The following is a 21,557-nucleotide window of genomic DNA, read 5'->3' as shown; positions in this document are numbered from 1 at the left end:
GCCGTGCGCTCGGTCTCTTAGCTCTCGTGCGTCTGCAGAAACTCCCGCATGATCTTAACGACCTCTTCAAGATGCGTCTCCAACGCGAAGTGACCGGTGGGCAGCAGATGCACCACTGCGCTGGGAAGATCGCGCTGGAAGGCCTTCGCTCCGGCGGGGATGAAGTAGGGATCAAACTCTCCCCAGACGGCGAGCAGAGGCGGATTGCTCTCGCGGAAGTAGCGGTGGAACTCCGGATAGAGGCGGACGTTGCTCGCGTAGTCCAGAAATAGATCGAGCTGGGTCTCGACGTTGCCGGGCCGCTGCATGAGCGCGGCATCGAGCGTGTAGCCTTCGGGCTTGATAAGGCTCGAATCGGGGATGCCGACGCCGTATTCATGGCGGATGCCTTCGGAGGTCAGGGCGGGGCGAAGCACGTCGCGGTTCTCCGGCGTTGGATCGCGCCAGTAACGCTGGATCGGCTGCCATGCGTCGCCCAGGCCTTCTTCGTACGCGTTGCCGTTCTGCGAGACGATGGCCCACACGCGCTCGGGCGCCGTCATCGCCAGGCGGAAGCCCGTCGGAGCGCCATAGTCGAAGACGTAGAGCGCGTACGTTGCAAGGTTCAACGCCTCGGTAAAGGCGAGGATCGTCTTCGCCAGCGAATCGAAGGTATAGGTGTAGCCACGGCCTTGGGGTATCTCCGTGAAGCCGAAGCCCGGCAGGTCGGGCGCAATGACGCGGTAACGGTCGGCGAGCCTCGGGATCAGCTCCCGGTACTGAAACGATGAGGAGGGAAACCCGTGCAGGAGAAGCACGACCGGCGCATCGACCGGCCCGGCCTCGCGGTAGAAGACGCGAACGCCATCGGCCTGGACGAAGTGATGAGAGGTATACGGAATGGACAAAAATTCACTCATGGCGTCAGACTCTTCCTTCGTAACGGTGTTCAGAACTGAACGACTACCTTGCCCTTGCTTCCTCTTGCGACGAGATCGTGCGCCTCTGCTATGGTGTCACGTCCGAAGGACTGCGCAGCCAGCAGCGGGCGAAGTTCGTTCTTGTCCGCCAGCTTCGAGATCGCCAGAAGAATCTCGCCGTGATGAGCGCGTCCGATGCCGGAGATGAGAGGAAAGAGCGTGAATACGCCGGAGTAGGTGGCTCCGCGAAAAGACAGCGGTGCGAGTGAGTGCGATCCCCAGCCGAGACAACTGACGACATGCCCGGTGTAACGCTTCGTCGCGACGAACGATGCATCCAGCACCGGGCCGCCCAGCGTGTCGTAAACGATGTCGAAGCCCTCTCCGGCGGTATGCGCCCGCATATACTCTTCGACCGGCGTGTTGCGGTCGATGGCGATCGCGCCAAGCTCTTCGACAAGCGAGCGCTTGTCCTCGGAGATCGTGGCGTAGACCTTTGCACCCGCAGCCAGGGCGAGCTGCACCGCCGCGTAACCAACGCCCCCGGCGCCCGCATGGATCAGCACCTTCTGGCCCTCGTGAACCTTCGCCCGGTCGACGAGTCCTTCCCACGCGGTGATGGCAACCAGCGGCAATGCGGCCGCCTGCAGCATGCTCAGCGTCTTCGGCTTCGGCGCCAGCAGGTCTGCGTCCACGGCGATGTACTCTGCCAGCGTACCCTGCAGACCGCCGACGCCGCCCACCATGCCGAAGACCTCATCGCCGGGATGAAAGGCGGTGACGCCTACGCCGACAGCCTCGACCGTCCCTGCCATATCGAGCCCCAGCACGGCGGGCAACGGCTGCTTCGCGTGTCCGGCCTGCCCGGCCCGAATCTTGGTGTCGAGCGGATTCACGCCACTGGCAGCGATCCGTACCAGAACCTGTCCGGGCTGCGGCTCGGGCGTGGCGACCGCTCTCTCTTGAAACGGTCCGTTTACGGCCTCTACGACGTAAGCCTTCATCGCTTCTCCTTTGCCGCGCCGTCATCATGAGCGCAATGCGCGCAATGAAGATTGAAGCCAGCGCGGCCAGAATATCACTGGAGATGATCAACGCCCTGGCGATCACGGCCCGTAACCGCGGCGGATGGGGGCCGGCGAGACGAAGCATCGACGCCCCCATCTATCGATCAGGCCTGGGTATAGTCCATGCCATCGAGATCCGCGATCAGACTCGGTCCGGATGGCTTCCAGTTCAGCTTCTGCTGCGTCAGCGCGCTCGAAGCCGGCATATCGTTTGCGGCGAAGCGGCCAAGCCAGCCGAAGTGTGCGTCCACCTCCTCGGGCTTGATGCTAACCACCGGCACGTTCAGCCCACGGGCCAGCGCCTCGGCGATCGCCTTCATCGATACGCCCTCCTCGTCGACCGCGTGATAGATCGCGCCCGGCTCGGCCTTCTCAAAGGCCAACCGATAGAGCAGCGCCGTGTCCGAGACATGCGCCGCGGGCCAGCGGTTGCCGCCTTCGCCGATGTAAGCCGACACGCCCTTCTCCCGCGCGACCGCTGTGACGTACGGCACCAAACCCTGCTTACGCGTGTCGTGGATCTGCGCCAGCCGCACGACCGAGGTGTTCACTCCGCGCTTCGTCAACTCCAGCACCGCGGCCTCCGACGCCACGCGCGGATTCCACGATGCGACCGGTCCGTCCTCCGTAGCGGGCTTGCCGTCGACACCGCTCACGATCGCCGTGCCGGAGGTGACGACGAACGGCCGGTTCGAACCCAGCAGCACCTCGCCCATCGCCAGAATCGCCGCGTGGTCGTTGTCGCAGTTCTGCTGGAAGTTCGCGAAGTTATGGTTGAACGCCAGGTGGACGACGCCGTCGGTCTCAGCCGCTCCCTTACGCAGACTGTCGAGGTCTTCGATATTGCCGTGCAGCACATCGGCGCCGGCCGCCCGCAGCGCCTCTGCGCCCGCCTCCGAACGCGTCAGGCCCAGCACCCGATGTCCTGCCTGAATCAGCTTCGGCACAAGCGCCGAACCGATGAATCCCGTTGCCCCAGTCACAAAGATACGCATGGTGTCTCTCCTTTAGCCTCGACGAATACGCAGCTTATCTGCGCCGTCCATCAGTAGATGGCGCATGATTCACGGACGATCTATACTGAAAGTCCGCATGATCGGCTCAATCGTCCTGCATCCACAACCCGAGACTCCACTCTCTGAAGCAAAAGAGAGCGGTGCGCCGCTGCCGCTTACCGCGGAGACGATGGACCCGCTCTCCGAGGTGCTCGCCCTGTTGAAGCCGCGCAGCTATTCGGCGGGCGGCTTCGCGGTGCATGGCGACCTGGCGATCCACTTCCCAAAACACCAGGGCATCAAATGTTACGCGGTGCTCGCCGGGCGGTGCTGGCTCGTGGTCGAAACGGAGCCCGAGCCGGTGCTGCTTCAGGCCGGCGATTGCTTCCTCCTGCCGCGCGGATTGCCGTTCCGCCTCGCGACCGACCTCGCGCTCGAACCGGTCCACTACACCGTCGCCATCGCCCGGCTGGGCATGACGCGTGAGTGTCCCGGCCTGACCGAGGGCGTTCCGTATATCGCCGGCGGCCACTTCGCCCTGTCGGGCGCGCATGCGGAGATGCTGCTGCAATCCCTGCCGCCCATCGTCCACATCCGCAGCGAGCAGGACAAGGAGGCGATGCGGTGGTCGCTCGAACGCATGCGCGAGGAACTCCGCACGCCCAGGCCCGGCGGATCGCTGATTGCGCAGCAACTGGCGTACATGATGCTCGTGCAGGCGCTCCGCCTGCACCTGAGCGACGCATCCAGCGTCGTGCCCGGCTGGCTTTCCGCGCTGACGGACAAGCATATGAGCCTCGCCATCGCCAGCATGCATCAGGACCCGGGCCATCCCTGGACGCTGCCGTCGCTGGCCGAACGCGTCGGCATGTCGCGCTCGGTCTTTGCCCTGCGCTTCCGCGAGACGGTCGGCGCAACCCCCATGGAATACCTCACACGCTGGCGCATGCTGCTGGCGGCCGACCGGCTGAAGAGCTCTTCAGATGGCCTCTGCGTCATTGCGCAGTCGCTGGGCTATGAGTCGGAGAGCGCCTTCGGCAAGGCCTTCCGCCGTGTCATGGGCTGCTCGCCCAGGCAGTACGCCCGAGTGACGCCGCGTACGGCGGAATGATGCGCGCGACCCGCTCGTGCCGGAAGTGAGACGCACCTGCCGGTCAGGTCTTCGGCCTCCCCGCATTACCGCCAGAGCCCGGTTCCCTGATACGTCCGTGTCGCAGCCACTTCTTTTCGCCTATGAAAAGTGGCATACTCTCGGGGAGGGCAAAGCAACGTCATGGCCACAGCAACCAAGGCATCGAAGCCGTCCGCGGGCAAGTCGAAGAAGGTCGTCAACTACGCCACGCCCGCGTTGGAAAAGGGTCTCGATGTCATCGAACTGCTGGCCCGCCAGCCGCGCGGTCTCACCAAGAGCCAGTTGGCGCGCGAGCTGAATCGCACCGTCTCCGAGATCTTCCGCATGCTTCTCTGCCTCGAACGCCGCGGCTACATCGCGCAGGTTGAGGAAGAGCAATACTCCCTTACGCTGAAGCTCTTCAAGCTGGTGCAGGAGCATCCGCCGACCGAGCGCCTCATCGTCGACGCGCTGCCGGTGATGAATCGTCTCGCGCACGAGACGCTGCAGAGCTGCCACATGGGCGTGCTCGAAGGCAGCCAGGTCGTTATCGTCGCGCAGACCAACGCGCCCACCGACATCGGCTTCTACGTCAAACTCGGCTCGCAGGTGGACATCATGGAGGCCGCGAGCGGCTACGTCATACTTGCCCATCTGGACCCCGCGCAACGCGCCCGCACCATCGGCGAATGGACCCGCAAGACCGGCAACACGCCGCCGCGCGACCTCGAAACGCATCTTGAACGCATCCGCAAGGCCGGCTTCGAAAAGCGCGCGAGCTACCTCGTCAAGGGCATTGTGAACATCAGCTTCCCCATCTTCGCCGACCGGGGCTCAGCCGTCGGCGCGCTTACCGTGCCTTACATTCAGCATAGCGAGGCCAACACCCATGCAACGGACGTCACCGACGCCCTTCGCCGAGCGGCGCTCGAGATCAGCACCGCGATCGGCGGCAAGCAGTACAAGGCCTGACAGCTAGAGCACAGCCTGGACCGCGACCTTAGCCAGCTTCGCGCGACGACGCACGCGAAGCGCATACGCAGCAACCACAACATAGCAGGACGCAACGACGATGTAGCCCATCGCGTAACTGCCTTCCAGACGCGCCACCAGACCCAGCAGCGGCGGCACAATCGCCCCACCCACCACGGACATCACGATCAACGACCCGCCGATCTTCGTCCTCTTGCCCAGTCCCTTCAGCCCCAACGCAAAGATGGTTGGGAACATGATCGACATGAAGAAGCTTGTCGCCACCAGCGCCGCGACGCCTGATGTTCCGGGCCTCCATACAGCTATGAGGATCAGTCCAAGATTCACCACTGCGTAGACGGCCATCATGGCGGTCGGAGCGATCCAGCGCATCAACGCGGTCGAAAGAAAGCGTCCGCAGGTCAGCGCGATCAGGTTGCCGGTCAACAATAATCCGGCGCCGCGCTCGGTCACATGGGTGTACTGCTTCATGTACGGGATGAACGCCGACCACGTGCCTACCTGCGCGCCGCAGTAGCAGAACTGCGCCAGCACCGCCGCTCTCACGCTGCCCATCTTCAGCAGCGCGGCAAGCTGCGACAGGACCGTCTCGTCATCGATCTCGACGTTCGCGACGGTGATCGTTCCACCCGAGGGCAACCGCTTCGTGGCTAGGACCGCGCCCAGCAGCAACACCACAATCCCCAGCGCGACATAAGGCGGCACGACGCGCATCAACTCGCCATGAAGGTAAGCCGCATAGGTTCCCTGCGCCTTCATCTCGGTCACTCGGTCCGGGGCAAGCTCCACGCCCGAGAAGATAAACCATGTGCCCACCAGGATCCCCGCGATCGCCCCGGCGGGGTTGAAGGCCTGCGCGAAGTTCAATCGCCGCTCCGAAGTCTCGGCCGGACCAGCCTCCGCGATGAACGGATTCGCCGCCGTCTCGAGCATCGCCGAGCCGCAGCCGATCAGGAAGAGAGCCGTCAGCATCAAGCCGTAGGTATCGAGCACAGCCGCGGGCCAGAACATCAGCGTCCCCACGCCGAACACCGCCAGCCCGCACAACATGCCGACTTTATAACCCCAACGACGCATCGCGATCGCCATCGGCAGAGACATGGTGAAGTAACCCAGGAACACCGCCGTCTGCACCAGTTGCGCCTGAAACGGCGAGAGCTCGAACGACTTCTTGAACTGCTGCACCAGGATGTCGGTCAGGTTGTTCGACATGCCCCAGAGGAAGAACAGCGCGATCACCAGCACGAAGACAACGGCGAATCCTTCGCGAAAGAGCGGCGCCTCGCTGCTGAATTCCCGGTTACTCGTCCCTCGTGTGGTCAGGTTCACGCCTGCGCTCCTTCGATCCCGTAGAACGCCATCGCGCTCTTCGCAAACACATCCTGCCGCTCGTCGGTCGAGAATCCGGCGAAGAAGCTGTCCAGCAGAGCCCACCACGGTGCGTAGCCGGTCGCCACGAGGCACACCGGCCAGTCCGACCCAGCCATCAGGCGTTGCGTACCAAAGGCCTCGACACAGACATCCAGATAGGGCTGCAGATCCTCGGCGCGCCATGCGGACCGATCCGCCTCCGTCGCCAACCCCGACAGCTTGCACCGGACATTCTCCGCACGCGCCAGCTCCTTCAGCCGCGTGCGCCATGGCTCCAGCTCGCCCTTCGCAATCCTCGGCTTTGCAGCATGGTCCAGCACGAAACGCTGGTTCGGATGCCGCCGCACAAACCGTGTCGCCTCGTCCAACTGGTTGTCGTAGATCAACAGATCGTAGGTCAGACCTCGCGCCGTCAGTTCACGCACACCACGGTTGAAAGCCTCGTCCTCCAGAAACCCCCTGAGTTGATCTTGCACGATCTCCCGCAGACCCACGAGCTTTGTCTCATCGGCAAACTCCTCCAGCATGGCGCCAAGGTTCGCCGACCGCAGCGGCGCCCAACCCACGACGGCGCATATCGCCGCACTCTCCCGTGCGCACTGCAGCAGGAACTTCGTCTCCAGGACGGATTGCCTCGCCTGCACCGCGACAGCCGCCTGCACCCCCGCAGTCGCGAGAACATCCTCCAGCTCAGCGGTGAGGAAGTCCCTTCGCAAGGCGGCCATATCCTCGTTCAACCACGCGAACTCCCGCGCGTCGTACCGCCAGAGATGATGGTGCGCGTCGATGCGGAGCATGCTCACGCCAGTCCGCTATTCCACCGCTCGTGTGCGGTTCCGCAGCTCGCCGATGCTCTCGATCGCGATGACCATCTCTTCGCCATCCTGCAACCAACGCCTAGGCGTCCGTCCCAGTCCGACGCCTGGAGGCGTACCCGTGCTGATGACGTCGCCCGCCTCAAGCGGCAGGATGCTGGAGATGTACTCGATCAACTGCGGTATGCGGAAGATCAGGTCACGCGTGTTTGCCGACTGCATCGTCTCGCCCGACAGCGTCAGGCTGATGCCCAGCGCATGGGCGTCCTTCACTTCATCGCTCGACACAATCCACGGTCCCATCGGCGTGAACGTCGGAAAGCTCTTGCCCAGGTTCCACTGCGACGTCGCGAGCTGCACGCCGCGTGCGCTCACATCGTTCACGATCGTGTAGCCGAAGACATACTGCTCCCAATCCCCGGCGGCGATCTTGTGTCCCGGCTTGCCGATCACAACCGCAAGCTCCGCCTCGTAGTCCGGCTCGGTCGCATTCGGCGGCAGCAGCACATCGCTGTCCGGCCCGGTGATCGAAGACGACAGCTTAAGGAAGACGGTCGGCACCTTCTGCACGGTCATCTTCGACTCCGCCGCGTGCTCCCGGTAGTTCAAACCAATGCCAAAGATGCGCGGCGGATTCATCAGCGGCGCGGTCAGCGACACGTCCTTCAGCTCGACCGTCTCCCCTGTGAAGGGCGGCGCCTTCGCTCCGCTGCGCAGGTACGCCAGCAGCGCATCGACTCCCTTCTGCTCGATCACTCGAATTACATCGCCTTCGAGCACGCCCGAGCCCGCCGCGCCATTCCTTACATACGAAACAAACTTCATTGCGACACCCCTGCCAACCGTTTCTCTTCCGACATCTTTCGCCAGACGCTTCCCCCCGGATACGCGAACTCCGCGAGCGACTCCGGCAGAATCTCGCAACTATAACCCGCCATGCGCGGGACAAGATAGTGCCCGCGCCGAATCTTGACGGGATCGCGAAAGTGCTCGTGCAGATGGTCTACGTACTCGATCACGCGGTCTTCCAAGGTGCACGAGACGCCGAGGAAGTCGAAGATCGAAAGATGCTGCACATACTCGCACAGCCCGACGCCGCCCGCATGCGGACATACCGGGACGCCGAACTTCGCCGCCATCAGCAGGATCGCCAGATTCTCGTTCACGCCGGCCACGCGGCAACTGTCGATCTGGCAGACGTCGATCGCCTCGGCCTGCAGCAACTGCTTGAACATGACCGCGTTCTGGCAGTGCTCGCCCGTCGCGATCCTCACCGGTCTTACCTCGCGCCGGATGCGGGCGTGGCCGAGAATGTCGTCCGGACTGGTCGGCTCCTCCATCCACCAGGGCTGCAACTCGGCGAGCTGCCGGGTTCGTGCAATCGCCTCTTCCACGCCCCAACGCTGGTTGGCGTCGACCATCATGCGATTCTTCCAGCCGATCTCCTCGCGCACGATGCGTCCGCGCCGCAGATCGTCGGCCGCGTCTCCGCCCACCTTCAGCTTGAACTTCGTCCAACCGTCCGCCAGCCCCTCATGGCAGAGCCTTCGAATCTTCTCGTCGCTGAACCCGAACCAACCGGCCGAGGTCGTATAGGCCGGGTATCCTTCGCTCTCGAGCCGCGCCAGCCGCTCCGCCTGTCCTGCCTTTCCGCGGCGCAGAAGCTCCAGCGCCTCCGCCGGCGAGAGTGCGTCGGCGATGTAGCGGAAGTCCACCGCGGCGACGATCTGCTCCGGCGTCATGTCGGCCAGCAGCTTCCACACGGGCTTGTCTTCCGCCTTCGCATACAGATCCCAGACCGCGTTGATGAGCGCTCCGCAGGCGAGATGAATCACGCCCTTCTCCGGCCCAAGCCAGCGAAACTGCGTGTCGCCCGTCACCTCCAGGTAGAAGGCATTCAGGTCTTTGGCGATCGAATCGAGCGTGCGGCCCACCACAAACTTCGTCAGGTATTCGAGCGCCGCGACGCAGAGCTCCGTCCCGCGTCCAAGCGTAAAGGTAAGTCCATGCCCCTCCAGTTCGCCATCGGTCTCGAGGATGCAATACGCGGCCGAGTAATCGGGATCCTTGTTCACCGCATCGGACCCGATATGGTGCAGCGAGGTCGGAAAGCGCAGATCGATCACGCGTGCGCCGGTAATAGTCGTAGCTTTCAATCGTTCCTCGCAAAGAGATCAACTGGTGGACAAACCGTGGAAACGCCGCTCCGTTGCCGCAACCGGAATTGTAGAGAGCCTCTACATTTTTCGTCAATGAAAAACAAATTGCACCGGAAAATTCAGGACCCCAACCCGGACAAGGCCATTTTACACATGCAATTATATTTTCAAATTTGACATCGCTTGCCGCGCGCAAGTACAACCATCTCGGCCCATCCTCGGCGCCGTGGGAGGTTCCCTTGTTTTCCCTCGATAAGAAGCGCGCCGTCGTCACCGGCGCCGCCAGCGGCATCGGCCTGGCCATCGCACAAACATTTGCCGCACAGGGCGCTGAAGTCGTCCTTCTGGATCTCGACGAGGCCAAAGCGATCGAAGCCGCCGCTTCTATTGGCCGAAACGCCACGGGCATCGGATGCAACGTGGCCGACGAGGCTTCGGTCGCCGATGCCTTCGCCCGCATTGCGCCGGCTGCCTCGCTGCTCATCAACTGCGCCGGCATCGCGCATGTCGGCAACCTCGCCTCGACGACCGCCGCAGACTTCGACCGGCTCTACCACGTCAATGTCCGTGGGACGTTCCTGTGCATGCAAGCCGCGCTTCCCGGCATGCTTGCACAGGGCGGCGGCGTCATCCTCAACATGGCGTCCATCGCCGCGACCCGCGGCCTCGCGGACCGCTTCGCTTATTCGATGACCAAGGGCGCCGTCCTCTCCATGACGCTCTCGGTCGCGAAGGACTACATCGAGCAGGGTATCCGCTGCAACTGTATCTCTCCGGCGCGCGTTCATACGCCGTTCGTCGATGGCTTTCTCAAGAAGAACTATCCCGGCCAGGAGGCGGAGAAGATGAAGACTCTTGCCGCCTCGCAACCCATCGGCCGCATGGGTCAACCCGCCGAGATCGCGCAGCTCGCGCTCTATCTCTGCTCCGATGAAGCGTCGTTCCTTACCGGGTGCGACTACCCTATCGATGGCGGCTACTTCAACCTTCGCTAAGCCGCGGGAGTTTGTCTTGGACCTTGGACTCAGAGATCGCGTCATCCTCGTCACGGGCGGCGGCGCCGGCATCGGCGAAGCCGTCACACGCGCCTGCCTCGCTGAGGGAGCGACCGTGGTCGTCATCAGCCGCCGGTCGCAGAACGTGCAAAACTTCCTCGCCGAGATGGCGGCCACGAACGCCGCGTGCGACTTCTTCGAAGCCGACCTCGAAGATCCCGAAGCGTGCCGCGCCGCCGTCGAGTCTGTCGCCGCGCGCCATCGACGGATCGACGGGCTGGTGAACAATGCCGGCGCCAACGACGGCATCGGCCTCGAAGGCGGCGACCCAGGCCGTTTCCTGACGAGCCTGAAGAGGAACCTCGTCCACTACTATGCGATGGCCCACTATGCCCTGCCGCTGCTCAAGGAGTCGCGCGGCTCCATCGTAAACATCAGCTCCAAGGTCGCGCTGACCGGCCAGGGCGGAACCTCCGCCTACGCCGCGGCCAAGGGCGCACAGCTCGCGCTCACCCGCGAGTGGGCCGCCGAGCTGCTTCCCTTTGGCATCCGCGTCAACAGCGTTCTGCCCGCGGAGGTGATGACCCCTCTTTACCGCCGGTGGCTCGACTCGACGGATGATCCCGAGACAACGCTCCGCCATATCACCGACCGGATTCCGCTCGGCCGCCGCATGACCGAAGGCGCGGAGATCGCCGCGATGACGGTCTTCCTGCTCTCCTCTGCCAAATCCGGCCACACGACCGCGCAACATATGGTGGTCGACGGCGGCTACACCCATCTCGACCGGTCACTCACATAGCCGCCCGCCGAAGAAATCCACATAAAATCTTTATTTCGATTTTCGCCATTCATTCGCTTAGAATCGGATGCAGAGATGTCCATTCCAAAAGCAGGAACGAAAGTTTCTATGACGGAGATCGAAGAGGCCGGGCAGAGATTCGGAGCGCTCGCCCGCAAGATCGTGCATGTGGATATGGACGCCTTCTATGCCTCGGTGGAGCAACGCGACGATCCAGGGCTACGCGGAAGGCCGGTGGTCGTTGCGTGGAAGGGAAAGCGGTCCGTCGTCTGCGCGGCTTCTTACGAGGCGAGGCGCTTCGGCGTTCGCTCGGCCATGCCGGCGGTGACGGCCGAGCGTCTGTGCCCGGAGGCGATCTTCGTGCCTCCCGACTTCACCCGCTACAAGGCCGCTTCGCAGGGGGTTCGCGAGATATTCCAGAGGCATACGGATCTGATCGAACCGCTGTCGCTCGACGAGGCATATCTCGATGTCACCGAGAACAAGCTGGGGCTGCCGACCGCAACGCGCGTCGCGAAGAGAATCCGAGAACAGATATGGGAAGAGTTGCATCTCACCGCCTCTGCCGGCGTGGCGCCGAACAAATTTCTGGCAAAGATCGCGTCCGACTGGCGAAAGCCGAACGGGCAGTTCGTGGTTCAGCCGCATGAGGTGCAGGCGTTTCTCATGCCGCTCCCCGTCGGCCGCATTCCCGGCGTGGGCAAGGTCACCGAAAGCCGCATGGCCCAAGTCGGCATCAAGACGGTCGGAGACATTCACGCCATGGAGATGCCGGCGCTCGAAGGGCATTTTGGCCGGTATGGCCGCCGTCTTTACGAACTCGCGCGCGGCATCGACCACAGCCCTGTCGTGTCGAATCGGTCGAGCAAATCGATCTCCGCCGAGGACACGTTCGAGGCCGATCTTCCGCTGGCGGAGACCGAGCCGCTGCTGCGAAAGCTGGCCGAAAAAGTCTGGACCGCCTCGCGCCAGAATGCCAGGATGGCCCGCACCGTCGTGCTGAAGCTCAAGACAAAGGAGTTCTATACGCTCACCCGAAGTCTGACCCCACCGCTGATGCCTACTTCGGTCGAGGAGTTTACGGCCGTCGCGCTCGCTCTGCGCGAGCGTGTGGAACTGAAGCCTGAACAGCTCTTCCGCCTGGTCGGCGTGGGCCTCAGCAACTTCCAGGCTGAGGCGGAACCGAAGTCGCCGCTCTTCCTTGAGGACACTGCGCAATGCGTGGACAGCGGCGCCGCAGGATGAGAGCCGATTTTTTGCTAAGCTCATGAGCAACGATGCAGACTGGCCGGCTCATGAGATCGAGTAACCGGCAGTCGCATCCAGGGGGATGCATGGCAGAGACCAAGACCGTGATCGAGCAGGCGTATTCCGCATTCAACAGGCGAGACATCGGCGACGCGCTTGCGCTGATGGCGGAAGACGTCAGTTGGCCCAGGGCGTCCGAAGGCGGCAAGGTGATCGGGAAAGAGGAGATTCGCGCCTATTGGACTCGGCAGTGGAGCGAGTTCGATCCTCATGTCGAACCGCTTGCCATCACCGAGGCGGACGGAGGCAGGTTCCACGTGAGGGTGCATCAAGTCGTCAAGAGTCTTGCAGGAGAGCTTCTCGCGGACGGCGAGGTTCTCCACATATTCACCTTGCACGGCGGTCTGATCGCTGCGATGGATCTTGGCGAAGAGGCCGATGCATCCGCCGGCCCGTCTGCTGCATTCGCACATCGATCCTGATTGCAGAGGATGCTTCGCCGTAATCGGCCATGCCGCATCCCGATCACGGCTGTGGCATGGCCGCGTCGTCGATCTCCAGGCGAAGATAGTCCCAGACGACGCCCGTGCTTACCTCTCCGGCGGGCACGGTGAAGGTGAGGGTATTTTCGCCGGGCTTCAGAAGATCGGCGTCGAACTTCAGAGTACGTTGCTGCCATAGCCCCTTGTCGGTGTTGTAGCGGATCGCGTCCGTGTTGATAAGGCGCAGGTTCGCCGGCTGGCCTCCGTCGCCGATCGCGCCGATTGGCTGACCGTTGAGCGAAACAGGCAGGCCGCTTCGCATGCCGTTCACGCCCGCCAGCGCGACACGCAGCGCGGCGGTTCCGTGCAGCTTCCCTGCGACGTTGAACTTGATGGTCCAGTTCGTCTCGCGTCCCTTGCCGTATACGGCCCACGGTCCACGCTGATCGGTCTGCGGATACTGCGCGAGCGACTCCGCTTTGACCCAGCCGAAGCGCTGATTCGCCGGATCTTTCGCACTCGGGTTCACGAACGAAAGATCGGTCGCATGGGGAACCTCCTCGAAGAACCAGTCCTTGTGCGGATCGCTCTTGCCGACGGTGTAGGTCACGTCATGTGGGAAGAGTAGCGCGTAGCGCAGGTTCCAGCCCCAGAGCCAGTAGTTGTCGCCGTCACCCTTGAAGAACTCGTCGGCGGCGCGGTCGGGATAGCCGATCTCCCAGAGCTGCCTGCCGTAGCGAACCGGCTTCCAGACGAGCTTGCCGAGGTCGACGGTCTTCCCTGCCTCGACGGTGATGTCCGCCTGGACGAAGTCGCCGAGCACTCCGTCAGCCGTGGCGCGCAGCGTGTACGTGCCGGGGCGAACCTTGGCGATCACGAACCGACCGTCATCCGTGCCATCGCTGAAGAACTGGTAGAAGCGTGCGTCGTGGATCCAACTGCCTGCATCCGGCGGCAGCTCGAACGGTCCGCCCTGACGTCTCTGCTGGCCTGGTCCTGCGTTCGATGGGCCGGTGTTCGATGGGCCGTCGAACGGCCGGCGCGTGGGTCGCGGAATCGTGGCCGGATCGATATCGGCATGGGTCAGCCCGACGGTGAGATGCGGCAGCCTCAGCGACGCGCCCCTGGGCGCCAGCGGATCGTCGAGCACGATCTGCCCCGTGACGGCGCCGCGCTGCGCCAGCGGGGTGTAGTCCACGCCGTGGACCCAGTCGAACGGCCACTTCGCATACTCTCTCTTCGCCTGTGCAAGCGCGTCCTGCCACAGCGCGTTGGCATTGGCCGACCAACTGGCGGGCACGGTGGGATTGCCGGCGGTCGCCGCCAGCGTATCCAGCTCCTGCCGACTCGTCGGCTTCGGCGCATCGAGCGAGTTCACGTAGACGAAGATGGGGCCGATGACCTTGGTCCATGCCTCGCCAGCGGCCAGATTCGCACGCGTGCCGTTGTAGTGGCCGCTGTGCCAATAGTCGAGGATGATCGGCTCTGGGTTGCCGTTGTCGCCGAAGTGCGCGTCGAGGTCGATGCGCGTCGGGCCACCCGAGAGATACTCGGTCGTCGGGTTGATGAACCACGCGCCGATGTGATTCTTCGTGCTCGACCAACCGTAGGCGGGCGTGCGGTACTGCATGCCGGAGTAGCTGTACTTGTGCTCAACCGAGTTCTTGTAGACGCCCTTGGACATGATGCGCTGCTCTTTGGCGTGGACGACGACGCCGGTTCCCCAATCGGTCGGCGCGGCCTCCAGCATGTTGCGGTCCTTGTCGACCGTGATCCAGTCGAACTGCTGGTTGAGCCGCGTGATGTAACGGTCCTCCGCGCCCACGCCCGCGGCAGGATAGCTGGCCGGGTGGCTCAGGATCGAGTAGACATAGATGCCGCTGTCGCCACGGCCCAGCGAGTAGCGCAGCTCGATATCGCACAGCGTGCCGCCGCCGGGCGCGCCCTTCGTCATCATGAACGTGCCGTTGCTGATGCCCTTGATCGACACCTCGGCGCGCGCGCCGCCGTTGCCGGCCGGGTCGATGGTAACGGTGTTCGTCAGCACCGGCGCGCCCTGCGGGTTGTGCTCCCACGTTCCTCCACTGGCGGCCATGATCTCGACGCCGCGATAGACCAGCGACGGCATGGAGCCGTTGTCCTTGGCGATCGTCGCCTTGACGATGCCGTTATCCAGCGTCCACGTGCGGCCATGATCGACGACCGTCACCGGCGCCTGCGCGCGGGCCGACAGGATCGAAGAGACGAGGAAGAGCAAAAGGAGCGAGGGGCGAAGAAGCCGGACCAACTTCATACAAACTCCAGATGGCGCATGCGCCAGAGCTTTCGTGGAGAAGACGCATGCCAGCGAGTAAAAGATTCGTGACGCCGGACCGTCTCGCTGGCCACCGCTTGACAGAGATATCACAGCGAACCTATCTTTCGCTTGAAATCATTTCCACCGTGGAACGAACGGCGTTCGCCACAAAGCTATCTCCGGAGCGCTCCATGACTCGCACGTCCAGCACGAATCGCCTCACGCGGCGGGGATTTCTCGCACTTACCGGCGCCGCGGCAGCGCACGCCACGACACGCACCCTGCTCTATGGCGCTCCCGCACCCGTCATCCCGGCAGGCCCCGGAGCGGTCTCGCTCGCCGGACAGTGGAGGTTTGCGCTGGATCGCGACGACGCCGGCACATCGGCGTCATGGTTCGCGAAAGACCTTGCCGCCGATACGCACATCGCCCTGCCGGGAATCCTGCAGACGCAGGGATACGGCGATGAGATCGCGGCGGAGACGAAGTTCATCGCTGCGCTGCCACGCGACATGGCCTGGTACAAGCTGCCGCAGTACGCACGCTACACCCAGCCCGGCCATGTGGAGGTTCCCTATCTCTCGCAGCCTGTCCGGCACTATCTCGGCGTCGCCTGGTATCAGCGCGATGTGGAGATTCCCGCGGCCTGGAAGGGCAAACGCGTGGCGCTGCATCTGGAGCGCACACGCTGGCAGACGACCGCGTTCGTGGATGACCGGCAGGTCGGCTCGTGCCGCTCGCTGGTCGCGCCTCACGACTACGACCTCGGCATCCTGACGCCGGGCAAGCATCGCCTGACGATCAAGATCGACAATTCCATGCTGAACCCGCCGTATCGGTTCGACGGACACAGCGTCTCGGACGGCGAGGGCAGCACATGGAACGGAATCGTGGGCCGCATCGAGCTGAGCGTAACCTCGCCTGTGTGGATCGACGATGCGCAGGCGTATCCGAACCTTGCCGGTAAGTCGGTGCAGGTCAGGGTGAAGATTGGAAATCTGACGGGAGAGGCCGGCTCAGGAACAGTCTCCGCTGGTGGCGTGTCCACGCCCGTGAGCTGGAGCCGGGATGGCGGCGACGCGACGCTCGACGTGCCCATGCCGAGTGCCGAGCCGTGGTCGGAGTTCACCCCTATCCTGCAACGCCTTACGGTGGAACTCACAGGCCAGTCCGCCGGCGACCGCCGCGAGATCACCTTCGGCATGCGCGAGATCAAAGCGGACGGAAAGAACATCCTGCTGAACGGAGATCTATTCTTCTTCCGTTCGACGCACGACGGCGGAGGCTTTCCGCTGACCGGCTATCCCTCGACCGAGGTGGCGACATGGAAGCGCATCCTCGGCACGTGCAAAGAATGGGGATTGAACGGGATGCGCTTTCACTCCTGGTGTCCGCCGGAGGCCGCGTTCACCGCAGCCGACGAGCTGGGCTTCTACCTGCAGCCGGAGTGCGGCATGTGGAACTCCTTCGATCCGGAGAGGAAGATGCTGGACGTGTTGCGCGATGAGTCCGCGCGACTGCTGAAGGCGTATGGCAATCATCCATCGCTGGTGATGCTTGCCGCGACGAACGAACCGGCGGGGCACTATCCTGAGCAACTGCCGGTATGGGACGAGGAGATGCGCAAAGCCGATCCGCGGAGGCTTTACGCAGACGGCGTCGGGCGGCCAGCGCCGCCGCCGGGAGGAGCGGGACATCCGTACGCCTCGGACTTTCTGGTGACGCCTCTGGGCCGCGGGCCGAAGGGTTGGTTCGGCTCCGATGCCGAGGCCGCGCTGAAGAGCATTCCCATCCCGACCATCGGCCACGAGATCGGCCAGTGGTGTGCGTATCCCGACTTCGCCGTCATCGACAAGTTCAACGGCAAGGGGCCATACACGGTCTTTCTGGAGGGCAAAGGCACGGGGCGCGAGCCGTATATGCACCCCGGCAACTACATCATCATGCGTGACTCCGCCGAGGCGAGCGGGCTGCTGAAAAAGAACAAGCAGCTGGCGCACGCCTCCGGGCGCTTTCAGGTGGCCTGCTACAAGGAGGAGATCGAAGCGGCCCTGAGAACTCCGAGTTCCTCCGGCTACGAGCTGCTGGACCTGCACGACTACCTCGGCCAGGGCGGCGCCCTGATCGGGCTGCTCGACGCCTTCTGGGAGTCGAAGGGATATGTTCTGCCGGCGGAGTTTCGCCGGTACAACAACACGACCGTTCCGCTGGCGCGCTTTCGGGACCGCACGTTTACGTCCGGTCAGACCCTGGCCGCAGACATCGAGCTATCCCACTACGGTCCGAAGCCGCTGCCTTCGGCAACGCTCGCCTGGGCGCTCGTGAACGAGCAGGGCAAGCCCGTCGTCTCCGGCACGCTTCCGCCACGCGAGATACCGCGCGGGAAGGGCATCGTCATGGGCAGGATCACCGTGGACCTTTCCAGCCTGCCTGCCCCGGCGCACTACCGTCTGGTCCTGGAGCTGCGGGGCACGTCCTTTCACAACGATTGGCCCATCTGGGTCTATCCGGCGAAGGTGGAGACGGCGGCGCCCGATGGAGTCACGGTCACCGCGTCATGGGTCGAGGCCAAGGCGAAGCTCGCCACCGGCGGCAAGGTGCTGTTCCTCTCCGGAGCTCCGGAGAAGCCAGTTCCCGACCTCGGTCTCTCCACCGTACCGATCTTCTGGAATCGCCTGATGAATCCGGGACGGACTTGGATGCTGGGTCTGCTGAACGACGCCAAGCACCCTGCGCTCGCGTCCTTCCCGACCGAAGAACATTGCGATTGGCAGTGGGTCGACCTTTTACCCGGGACTACCGCGATGAATATCACGCATCTGCCGCATGCCCTGCAGCCGGTCGTACAGCCGATCGACGACTGGAACCGCAACCTCCGGCTTGCGATGCTGTTCGAGTGCACTGTCGGCCCCGGCAAGCTGATGGCGACCAGCTTCGACCTGGCCGGCGAGGGCGTGGACAAGCGGCCCGGCGGCCCAACGCTCCTCCACTCGATTCTCAGCTACATGGCCTCTCCTGCCTTCGCGCCCGCGGAACAGGTCGGCGCGGTGGACTTCGACAAGTGGATACCGGAGCGCTACAACCCCGGCGCCTATGTGAAGCCGGACTCCCGGCCCAGCACGGATCTGATCGATCCGGGACAGATCCAGCAGAAGCCGCATGAATAAGCCGGACCTTCGGCGCAAGCAGGTGACATGCTTCGCGCCCTGAACTGCGCATACACAGCCTTTGAAATCCTGTGCCGCCCTCATGGGGCGCTCGCTCGCCGAGATTTAGTCGTGGAGGAGCGCATCACTTCGAATCTGTTCGTGTTAGTACCGTGAGACTTTGCCGGTCGTTACACGTATCTGATATTCAGAGTGGTTGCCTGGAGCTTCAGGAAGACGCGGCTGTATCGCGAAAAGGTTTCCGACATGTACGCCCGTTATCGCACCGCCGCATCCTTCCTCTTTGCGACTCTCCTCATCCTTCTTGCCGGCTGCTCTACCTCTACTCCATCCAACGGCGCGGGCGCTCCCAAAGCGGCCATCATCGCCGACAACTACCTCACCTATCCCGGCTATCCGATCCTCTTCTCCGGCCTTGGCTCCTCGGACCCGCAGAACGAGACTCTCTCCTACGCGTGGAACTTCGGCGACGGCAGCACCGGCACAGGCGCACAGGTGCTCAAGGGCTACGCCCAGGCCGGCAGCTACACCGTGAGCCTCAAGGTGACCAACACCTCCGGCCAATCGAACTCCACTTCGATCACCATCAAGATCGTGCTCCCCGGCACGGTTCCCACCGCGAACGCCGGCGGCCCCTACAGCGGAGCCATCGGCGCGCCCATCACCTTCAACGGCTCGGGATCATCCGACCCCCAGGGCCAGGCCCTCACCTATGCCTGGACCTTCGGCGATGGCGGCTCCGCGACCGGCGTATCCCCCACCCACACCTACACCCAGCCGGGCGGCTACAGCGTGACCCTTGTCGTCACCAACGCCTCCGGCATTCCGGCCTCCGCGACCTCGACCGCCAGCATCGCATACCCCAGCCCCACGGTCACCATCAACGGCCCGTACAGCGGCAAGCCCACACTCGCGATCGCCTTCACCAGCACGGTGTCGGAACCGTACGACGCGTCCTTCACCTACCAGTGGAACTTTGGCGACGGTTCCTACGCGAGCGTCGCCAACCCAACCCACACCTACGCCGCAGCCGGCACGTACGTCGTCACCCTCACGGTCACCGGGCAGTATCGGGAGACGGCCACCGTCACCTCCTCCGCAACCATCACCGCGCAGGCCTCCACCGGGAGCTTCAGCGGTACGGTTCAAAGCGGGGCCACGCCCATCTCCGGCGCGCACGTGCATCTCTTCGCCGCCAACACCACGGGCTACGGCCAGGCCTCGGTATCGCTGCTCTCCAACACCGGCCTTACCGACTCCGCGGGCTCCTACGTCCTGAGCTCCGCCACCGGCGCCTTCACGATCCCCTCGGGCCTCACCTGCGGCACGCACCAGCAGCTTTATTTGTACGCCACCGGAGGCACGGCGGGCGCCTATACGAACATCACCACCGGCCTGCTCGCGGCGCTCGGCGCATGCGGCGGTATCACGAACACCACGCTCGTCACGATCGACGAGGCAACGACCATCGCCGCTGCGTACGCCCTCTCCGGTTACGCGACGGCTCCCGCGTCCGTCTCCTCGCCCAGCACCACGGCAGCGCAGACCGGCATTGCCAACGCCTTTCTCAACGCTGCGAACCTGGCCTCGCTGGCCTCGGGCCAAGCCGTCGCCAACACCACCAACGGAGTCGCGCCGCAGACGACCGTCAATACGCTTGCCAATATCCTGAACGCCTGCGTCAGCTCCGCCACCGGCTCGTCTGCCTGCACCGGCCTCTTCGCCGCCACGCAAGCCACCGACACCGCTTCGGCCGCGCTCGCCATCGCGCACGCCCAGGGCGCGAACGTCGCGGCGCTTTACGCGCTCCAGTCCGCCGCCAGCGCTCCCTTCACCCCGCATCTCACGGCAGCGCCAAACGACCTCACCCTCGGCGTGAACTTCAACGGACTGCTGGGCTACGGAACCTCCGGTCTCGCCATCGACGGCAACGGCAACGTATGGGTTCTCCAGTACCCGCAGAACTACAAGTCCGTTCCCTATCTCACCCAGTTCTCCTCGAACGGCGTGCTCCAGCAAGGGTTCGACACCACCTGTAACGCTCTCAACGTCGCTACCCCCAACGCCATCGCCATCGACCCGTCCAATAACGTCTTCCTGCTGACCACCAGCGGCGGCACGTACTACGACGTGAACGACAACGAGCAGAGCTACTCCACGGCGCAGTACTGCACGCTGAACCCCTCCGGCGTCATGATCTCTCCGCCGGGAGGCTACAATCTCGGCGGCAGCGAGTCCCAGAGCCTCTCGCTGTACAACCTAGCCATCGGCGGCGACGGCACGGCCTACATCCCGTCCACCACCCTGCTCGGCCGCACGCTCAATGGCGGCGCCACGAACGGCCAGGGCTACATCGCCGGCAATGCACCTTACATTTTTTCCGACGCCATCGACGGCTCCGGAGACCACTGGGTGACCTCGCCCGCGACCAACGGCATCGTCAAGCTCTCGTCCACCGGCACGCTGCTCTCGCCGCCTAACGGTTTTATCGGCGGCGGCCTCTCGGTCCCGGCCTCGCTCGCCATCGATCACACGGGCAATGTATGGGCCATCAACTCGGAGGCCAACTACCCGAACGCGGGGACGTCGCTCTCGAAGCTCTCCCCCACCGGCGCGCCGTTCTCCGGCAGCGGCATCACCAGCGGGCCGCCGGTCCCTTACTCCATCGCCATCGACGGCGCCAGCAACGTATGGGCCGCCACCGGCTACAACATCTCCGGCGCGCCGCTCTCGGTCTACGAGCTGTCGCCCGCCGGCGCCACCATGCTCGCCATCTCCCACGCGAACCAGTCGCGCGAGTACCTCAACGATCCGCAGTCGATCGCGGTCGACTCCACGGGTTCGGTCTGGGTTTCGAATGGGCTTCAGTACACGGTCACGCAGTTCATCGGCGCCGCCACGCCCGTCGTCACTCCGCTTGCCGCCAACCTGCAAGCCCCCTACAACAACCCCGCCAGCAAACCCTAGCCTCCGCCAAGGCTCGCTCCATTGAACGCCGATCCACGAAGAGACTTTCGCAATGCGAAAGGGACTTCCCGCGCATCGCCAGGTCCAAGGGCGCGCACGGCAGTATCCACGGCCTCGAGATTGCCCAAAGGCGCTTCGCATCGACCCAAGAGGTCCAAGCAAGAGTTGCCATCCATGACCGTACTATTGT

The 21,557-nt window shown here is 63.9% G+C and carries 16 protein-coding genes; 8 read left to right on the top strand and 8 right to left on the bottom strand.

Annotated elements, in window-relative coordinates; translation table 11 throughout:
- Nucleotides 1-17 precede the first annotated feature (17 nt).
- The 3 genes from CHB87_RS05535 to CHB87_RS05525 all read right to left on the bottom strand — a co-directional run bounded on the left by CHB87_RS05535 (nt 18) and on the right by CHB87_RS05525 (nt 2,961).
- The gene (locus tag CHB87_RS05535; protein ID WP_089407342.1) at nt 18-899 is read right to left on the bottom strand and encodes an alpha/beta fold hydrolase; all 882 of its coding nucleotides are present in this window, start codon (nt 897-899) and stop codon (nt 18-20) included.
- 29 nt (nt 900-928) lie between these two features.
- Nucleotides 929-1,903: a zinc-dependent alcohol dehydrogenase family protein gene (locus CHB87_RS05530; RefSeq protein WP_089407341.1), complete on the bottom strand. Its 975-nt coding sequence runs from the start codon at nt 1,901-1,903 to the stop codon at nt 929-931.
- Nucleotides 1,904-2,070: 167 nt separating this feature from the next.
- The gene (locus CHB87_RS05525; protein ID WP_089407340.1) at nt 2,071-2,961 is read right to left on the bottom strand and encodes an SDR family oxidoreductase; all 891 of its coding nucleotides are present in this window, start codon (nt 2,959-2,961) and stop codon (nt 2,071-2,073) included.
- A gap of 97 nt (nt 2,962-3,058) precedes the next feature.
- On the opposite strand from CHB87_RS05525, the gene CHB87_RS05520 reads away from it, so the two are divergent.
- Nucleotides 3,059-4,072, top strand: coding sequence for an AraC family transcriptional regulator (locus CHB87_RS05520; RefSeq protein WP_245817830.1), 1,014 nt, complete (start codon nt 3,059-3,061; stop codon nt 4,070-4,072).
- Nucleotides 4,073-4,234: 162 nt separating this feature from the next.
- Entirely contained in the window at nt 4,235-5,044 is an 810-nt protein-coding gene (locus CHB87_RS05515) for an IclR family transcriptional regulator (RefSeq protein WP_089407339.1), read from the top strand.
- Nucleotides 5,045-5,047: 3 nt separating this feature from the next.
- On the opposite strand, the gene fucP is transcribed toward CHB87_RS05515, so the two are convergent.
- The 4 genes from fucP to CHB87_RS05495 are packed head-to-tail and all read right to left on the bottom strand — an operon-like array spanning nt 5,048 to nt 9,407.
- Nucleotides 5,048-6,394, bottom strand: coding sequence for an L-fucose:H+ symporter permease (gene fucP, locus CHB87_RS05510; protein ID WP_089407338.1), 1,347 nt, complete (start codon nt 6,392-6,394; stop codon nt 5,048-5,050).
- Nucleotides 6,391-7,233, bottom strand: a complete 843-nt coding sequence (locus CHB87_RS05505) for an amidohydrolase family protein (protein ID WP_089407337.1) — start codon at nt 7,231-7,233, stop codon at nt 6,391-6,393. The genes fucP and CHB87_RS05505 overlap by 4 nt, the downstream gene beginning before the upstream one ends.
- Nucleotides 7,234-7,248: 15 nt before the next feature.
- A complete protein-coding gene (locus tag CHB87_RS05500) occupies nt 7,249-8,076 on the bottom strand; it encodes a fumarylacetoacetate hydrolase family protein (RefSeq protein WP_089407336.1) in 828 nt (275 codons plus the stop codon).
- Nucleotides 8,073-9,407: an enolase C-terminal domain-like protein gene (locus tag CHB87_RS05495; protein WP_089407335.1), complete on the bottom strand. Its 1,335-nt coding sequence runs from the start codon at nt 9,405-9,407 to the stop codon at nt 8,073-8,075. The genes CHB87_RS05500 and CHB87_RS05495 overlap by 4 nt, the downstream gene beginning before the upstream one ends.
- Before the next feature lie 176 nt (nt 9,408-9,583).
- Between CHB87_RS05495 and CHB87_RS05490 the strand changes: the two genes are divergently transcribed.
- The 4 genes from CHB87_RS05490 (at nt 9,584) to CHB87_RS05475 (ending at nt 12,937) form a co-directional block, all read left to right on the top strand.
- The gene (locus CHB87_RS05490; RefSeq protein WP_342743542.1) at nt 9,584-10,405 is read left to right on the top strand and encodes an SDR family NAD(P)-dependent oxidoreductase; all 822 of its coding nucleotides are present in this window, start codon (nt 9,584-9,586) and stop codon (nt 10,403-10,405) included.
- 16 nt (nt 10,406-10,421) lie between these two features.
- Complete coding sequence (locus CHB87_RS05485; RefSeq protein WP_089407334.1) at nt 10,422-11,207, top strand: L-fucose dehydrogenase; 786 nt, start codon at nt 10,422-10,424, stop codon at nt 11,205-11,207.
- Nucleotides 11,208-11,315: 108 nt separating this feature from the next.
- Nucleotides 11,316-12,452 carry a DNA polymerase IV gene (dinB, locus tag CHB87_RS05480; RefSeq protein WP_089407333.1) on the top strand — a complete coding sequence of 379 codons (1,137 nt, stop codon included), beginning with the start codon at nt 11,316-11,318 and terminating at the stop codon, nt 12,450-12,452.
- 89 nt (nt 12,453-12,541) lie between these two features.
- Nucleotides 12,542-12,937 carry a nuclear transport factor 2 family protein gene (locus CHB87_RS05475; protein ID WP_089407332.1) on the top strand — a complete coding sequence of 132 codons (396 nt, stop codon included), beginning with the start codon at nt 12,542-12,544 and terminating at the stop codon, nt 12,935-12,937.
- A gap of 43 nt (nt 12,938-12,980) precedes the next feature.
- Here CHB87_RS05475 and CHB87_RS05470 read toward each other — a convergent pair whose 3' ends face one another.
- On the bottom strand, nt 12,981-15,230 hold the full coding sequence (locus CHB87_RS05470) for a polysaccharide lyase family protein (RefSeq protein ID WP_089407331.1): 2,250 nt from the start codon (nt 15,228-15,230) through the stop codon (nt 12,981-12,983).
- A 194-nt stretch (nt 15,231-15,424) separates the two neighbouring features.
- Here CHB87_RS05470 and CHB87_RS05465 point away from each other — a divergent pair, with 194 nt between their 5' ends.
- Nucleotides 15,425-18,400, top strand: a complete 2,976-nt coding sequence (locus CHB87_RS05465) for a sugar-binding domain-containing protein (protein ID WP_176441607.1) — start codon at nt 15,425-15,427, stop codon at nt 18,398-18,400.
- A gap of 246 nt (nt 18,401-18,646) precedes the next feature.
- Nucleotides 18,647-21,367 (top strand): PKD domain-containing protein, encoded by a 2,721-nt coding sequence (locus CHB87_RS22725; RefSeq protein ID WP_089407329.1) that lies wholly within the window; start codon nt 18,647-18,649, stop codon nt 21,365-21,367.
- Nucleotides 21,368-21,557 lie beyond the last annotated feature (190 nt).

This window comes from Granulicella rosea (genome assembly GCF_900188085.1).
GTDB classification, from domain to species: domain Bacteria; phylum Acidobacteriota; class Terriglobia; order Terriglobales; family Acidobacteriaceae; genus Edaphobacter; species Edaphobacter rosea.
The sequence above is the reverse complement of the archived record's forward strand: the minus strand, read 5'-3'. Positions and strand labels throughout refer to the sequence as shown.

Coding starts and splice junctions, on each gene's coding strand:
- CHB87_RS05535 (WP_089407342.1), bottom strand. CDS start 899: ATGAGTGAATTTTTGTCCATTCCGTATACCTCTCATCACTTCGTCCAG.
- CHB87_RS05530 (WP_089407341.1), bottom strand. CDS start 1,903: ATGAAGGCTTACGTCGTAGAGGCCGTAAACGGACCGTTTCAAGAGAGA.
- CHB87_RS05525 (WP_089407340.1), bottom strand. CDS start 2,961: ATGCGTATCTTTGTGACTGGGGCAACGGGATTCATCGGTTCGGCGCTT.
- CHB87_RS05520 (WP_245817830.1), top strand. CDS start 3,059: ATGATCGGCTCAATCGTCCTGCATCCACAACCCGAGACTCCACTCTCT.
- CHB87_RS05515 (WP_089407339.1), top strand. CDS start 4,235: ATGGCCACAGCAACCAAGGCATCGAAGCCGTCCGCGGGCAAGTCGAAG.
- CHB87_RS05505 (WP_089407337.1), bottom strand. CDS start 7,233: ATGCTCCGCATCGACGCGCACCATCATCTCTGGCGGTACGACGCGCGG.
- CHB87_RS05500 (WP_089407336.1), bottom strand. CDS start 8,076: ATGAAGTTTGTTTCGTATGTAAGGAATGGCGCGGCGGGCTCGGGCGTG.
- dinB (WP_089407333.1), top strand. CDS start 11,316: ATGACGGAGATCGAAGAGGCCGGGCAGAGATTCGGAGCGCTCGCCCGC.
- CHB87_RS05475 (WP_089407332.1), top strand. CDS start 12,542: ATGGCAGAGACCAAGACCGTGATCGAGCAGGCGTATTCCGCATTCAAC.
- CHB87_RS05470 (WP_089407331.1), bottom strand. CDS start 15,230: ATGAAGTTGGTCCGGCTTCTTCGCCCCTCGCTCCTTTTGCTCTTCCTC.
- CHB87_RS05465 (WP_176441607.1), top strand. CDS start 15,425: ATGACTCGCACGTCCAGCACGAATCGCCTCACGCGGCGGGGATTTCTC.
- CHB87_RS22725 (WP_089407329.1), top strand. CDS start 18,647: ATGTACGCCCGTTATCGCACCGCCGCATCCTTCCTCTTTGCGACTCTC.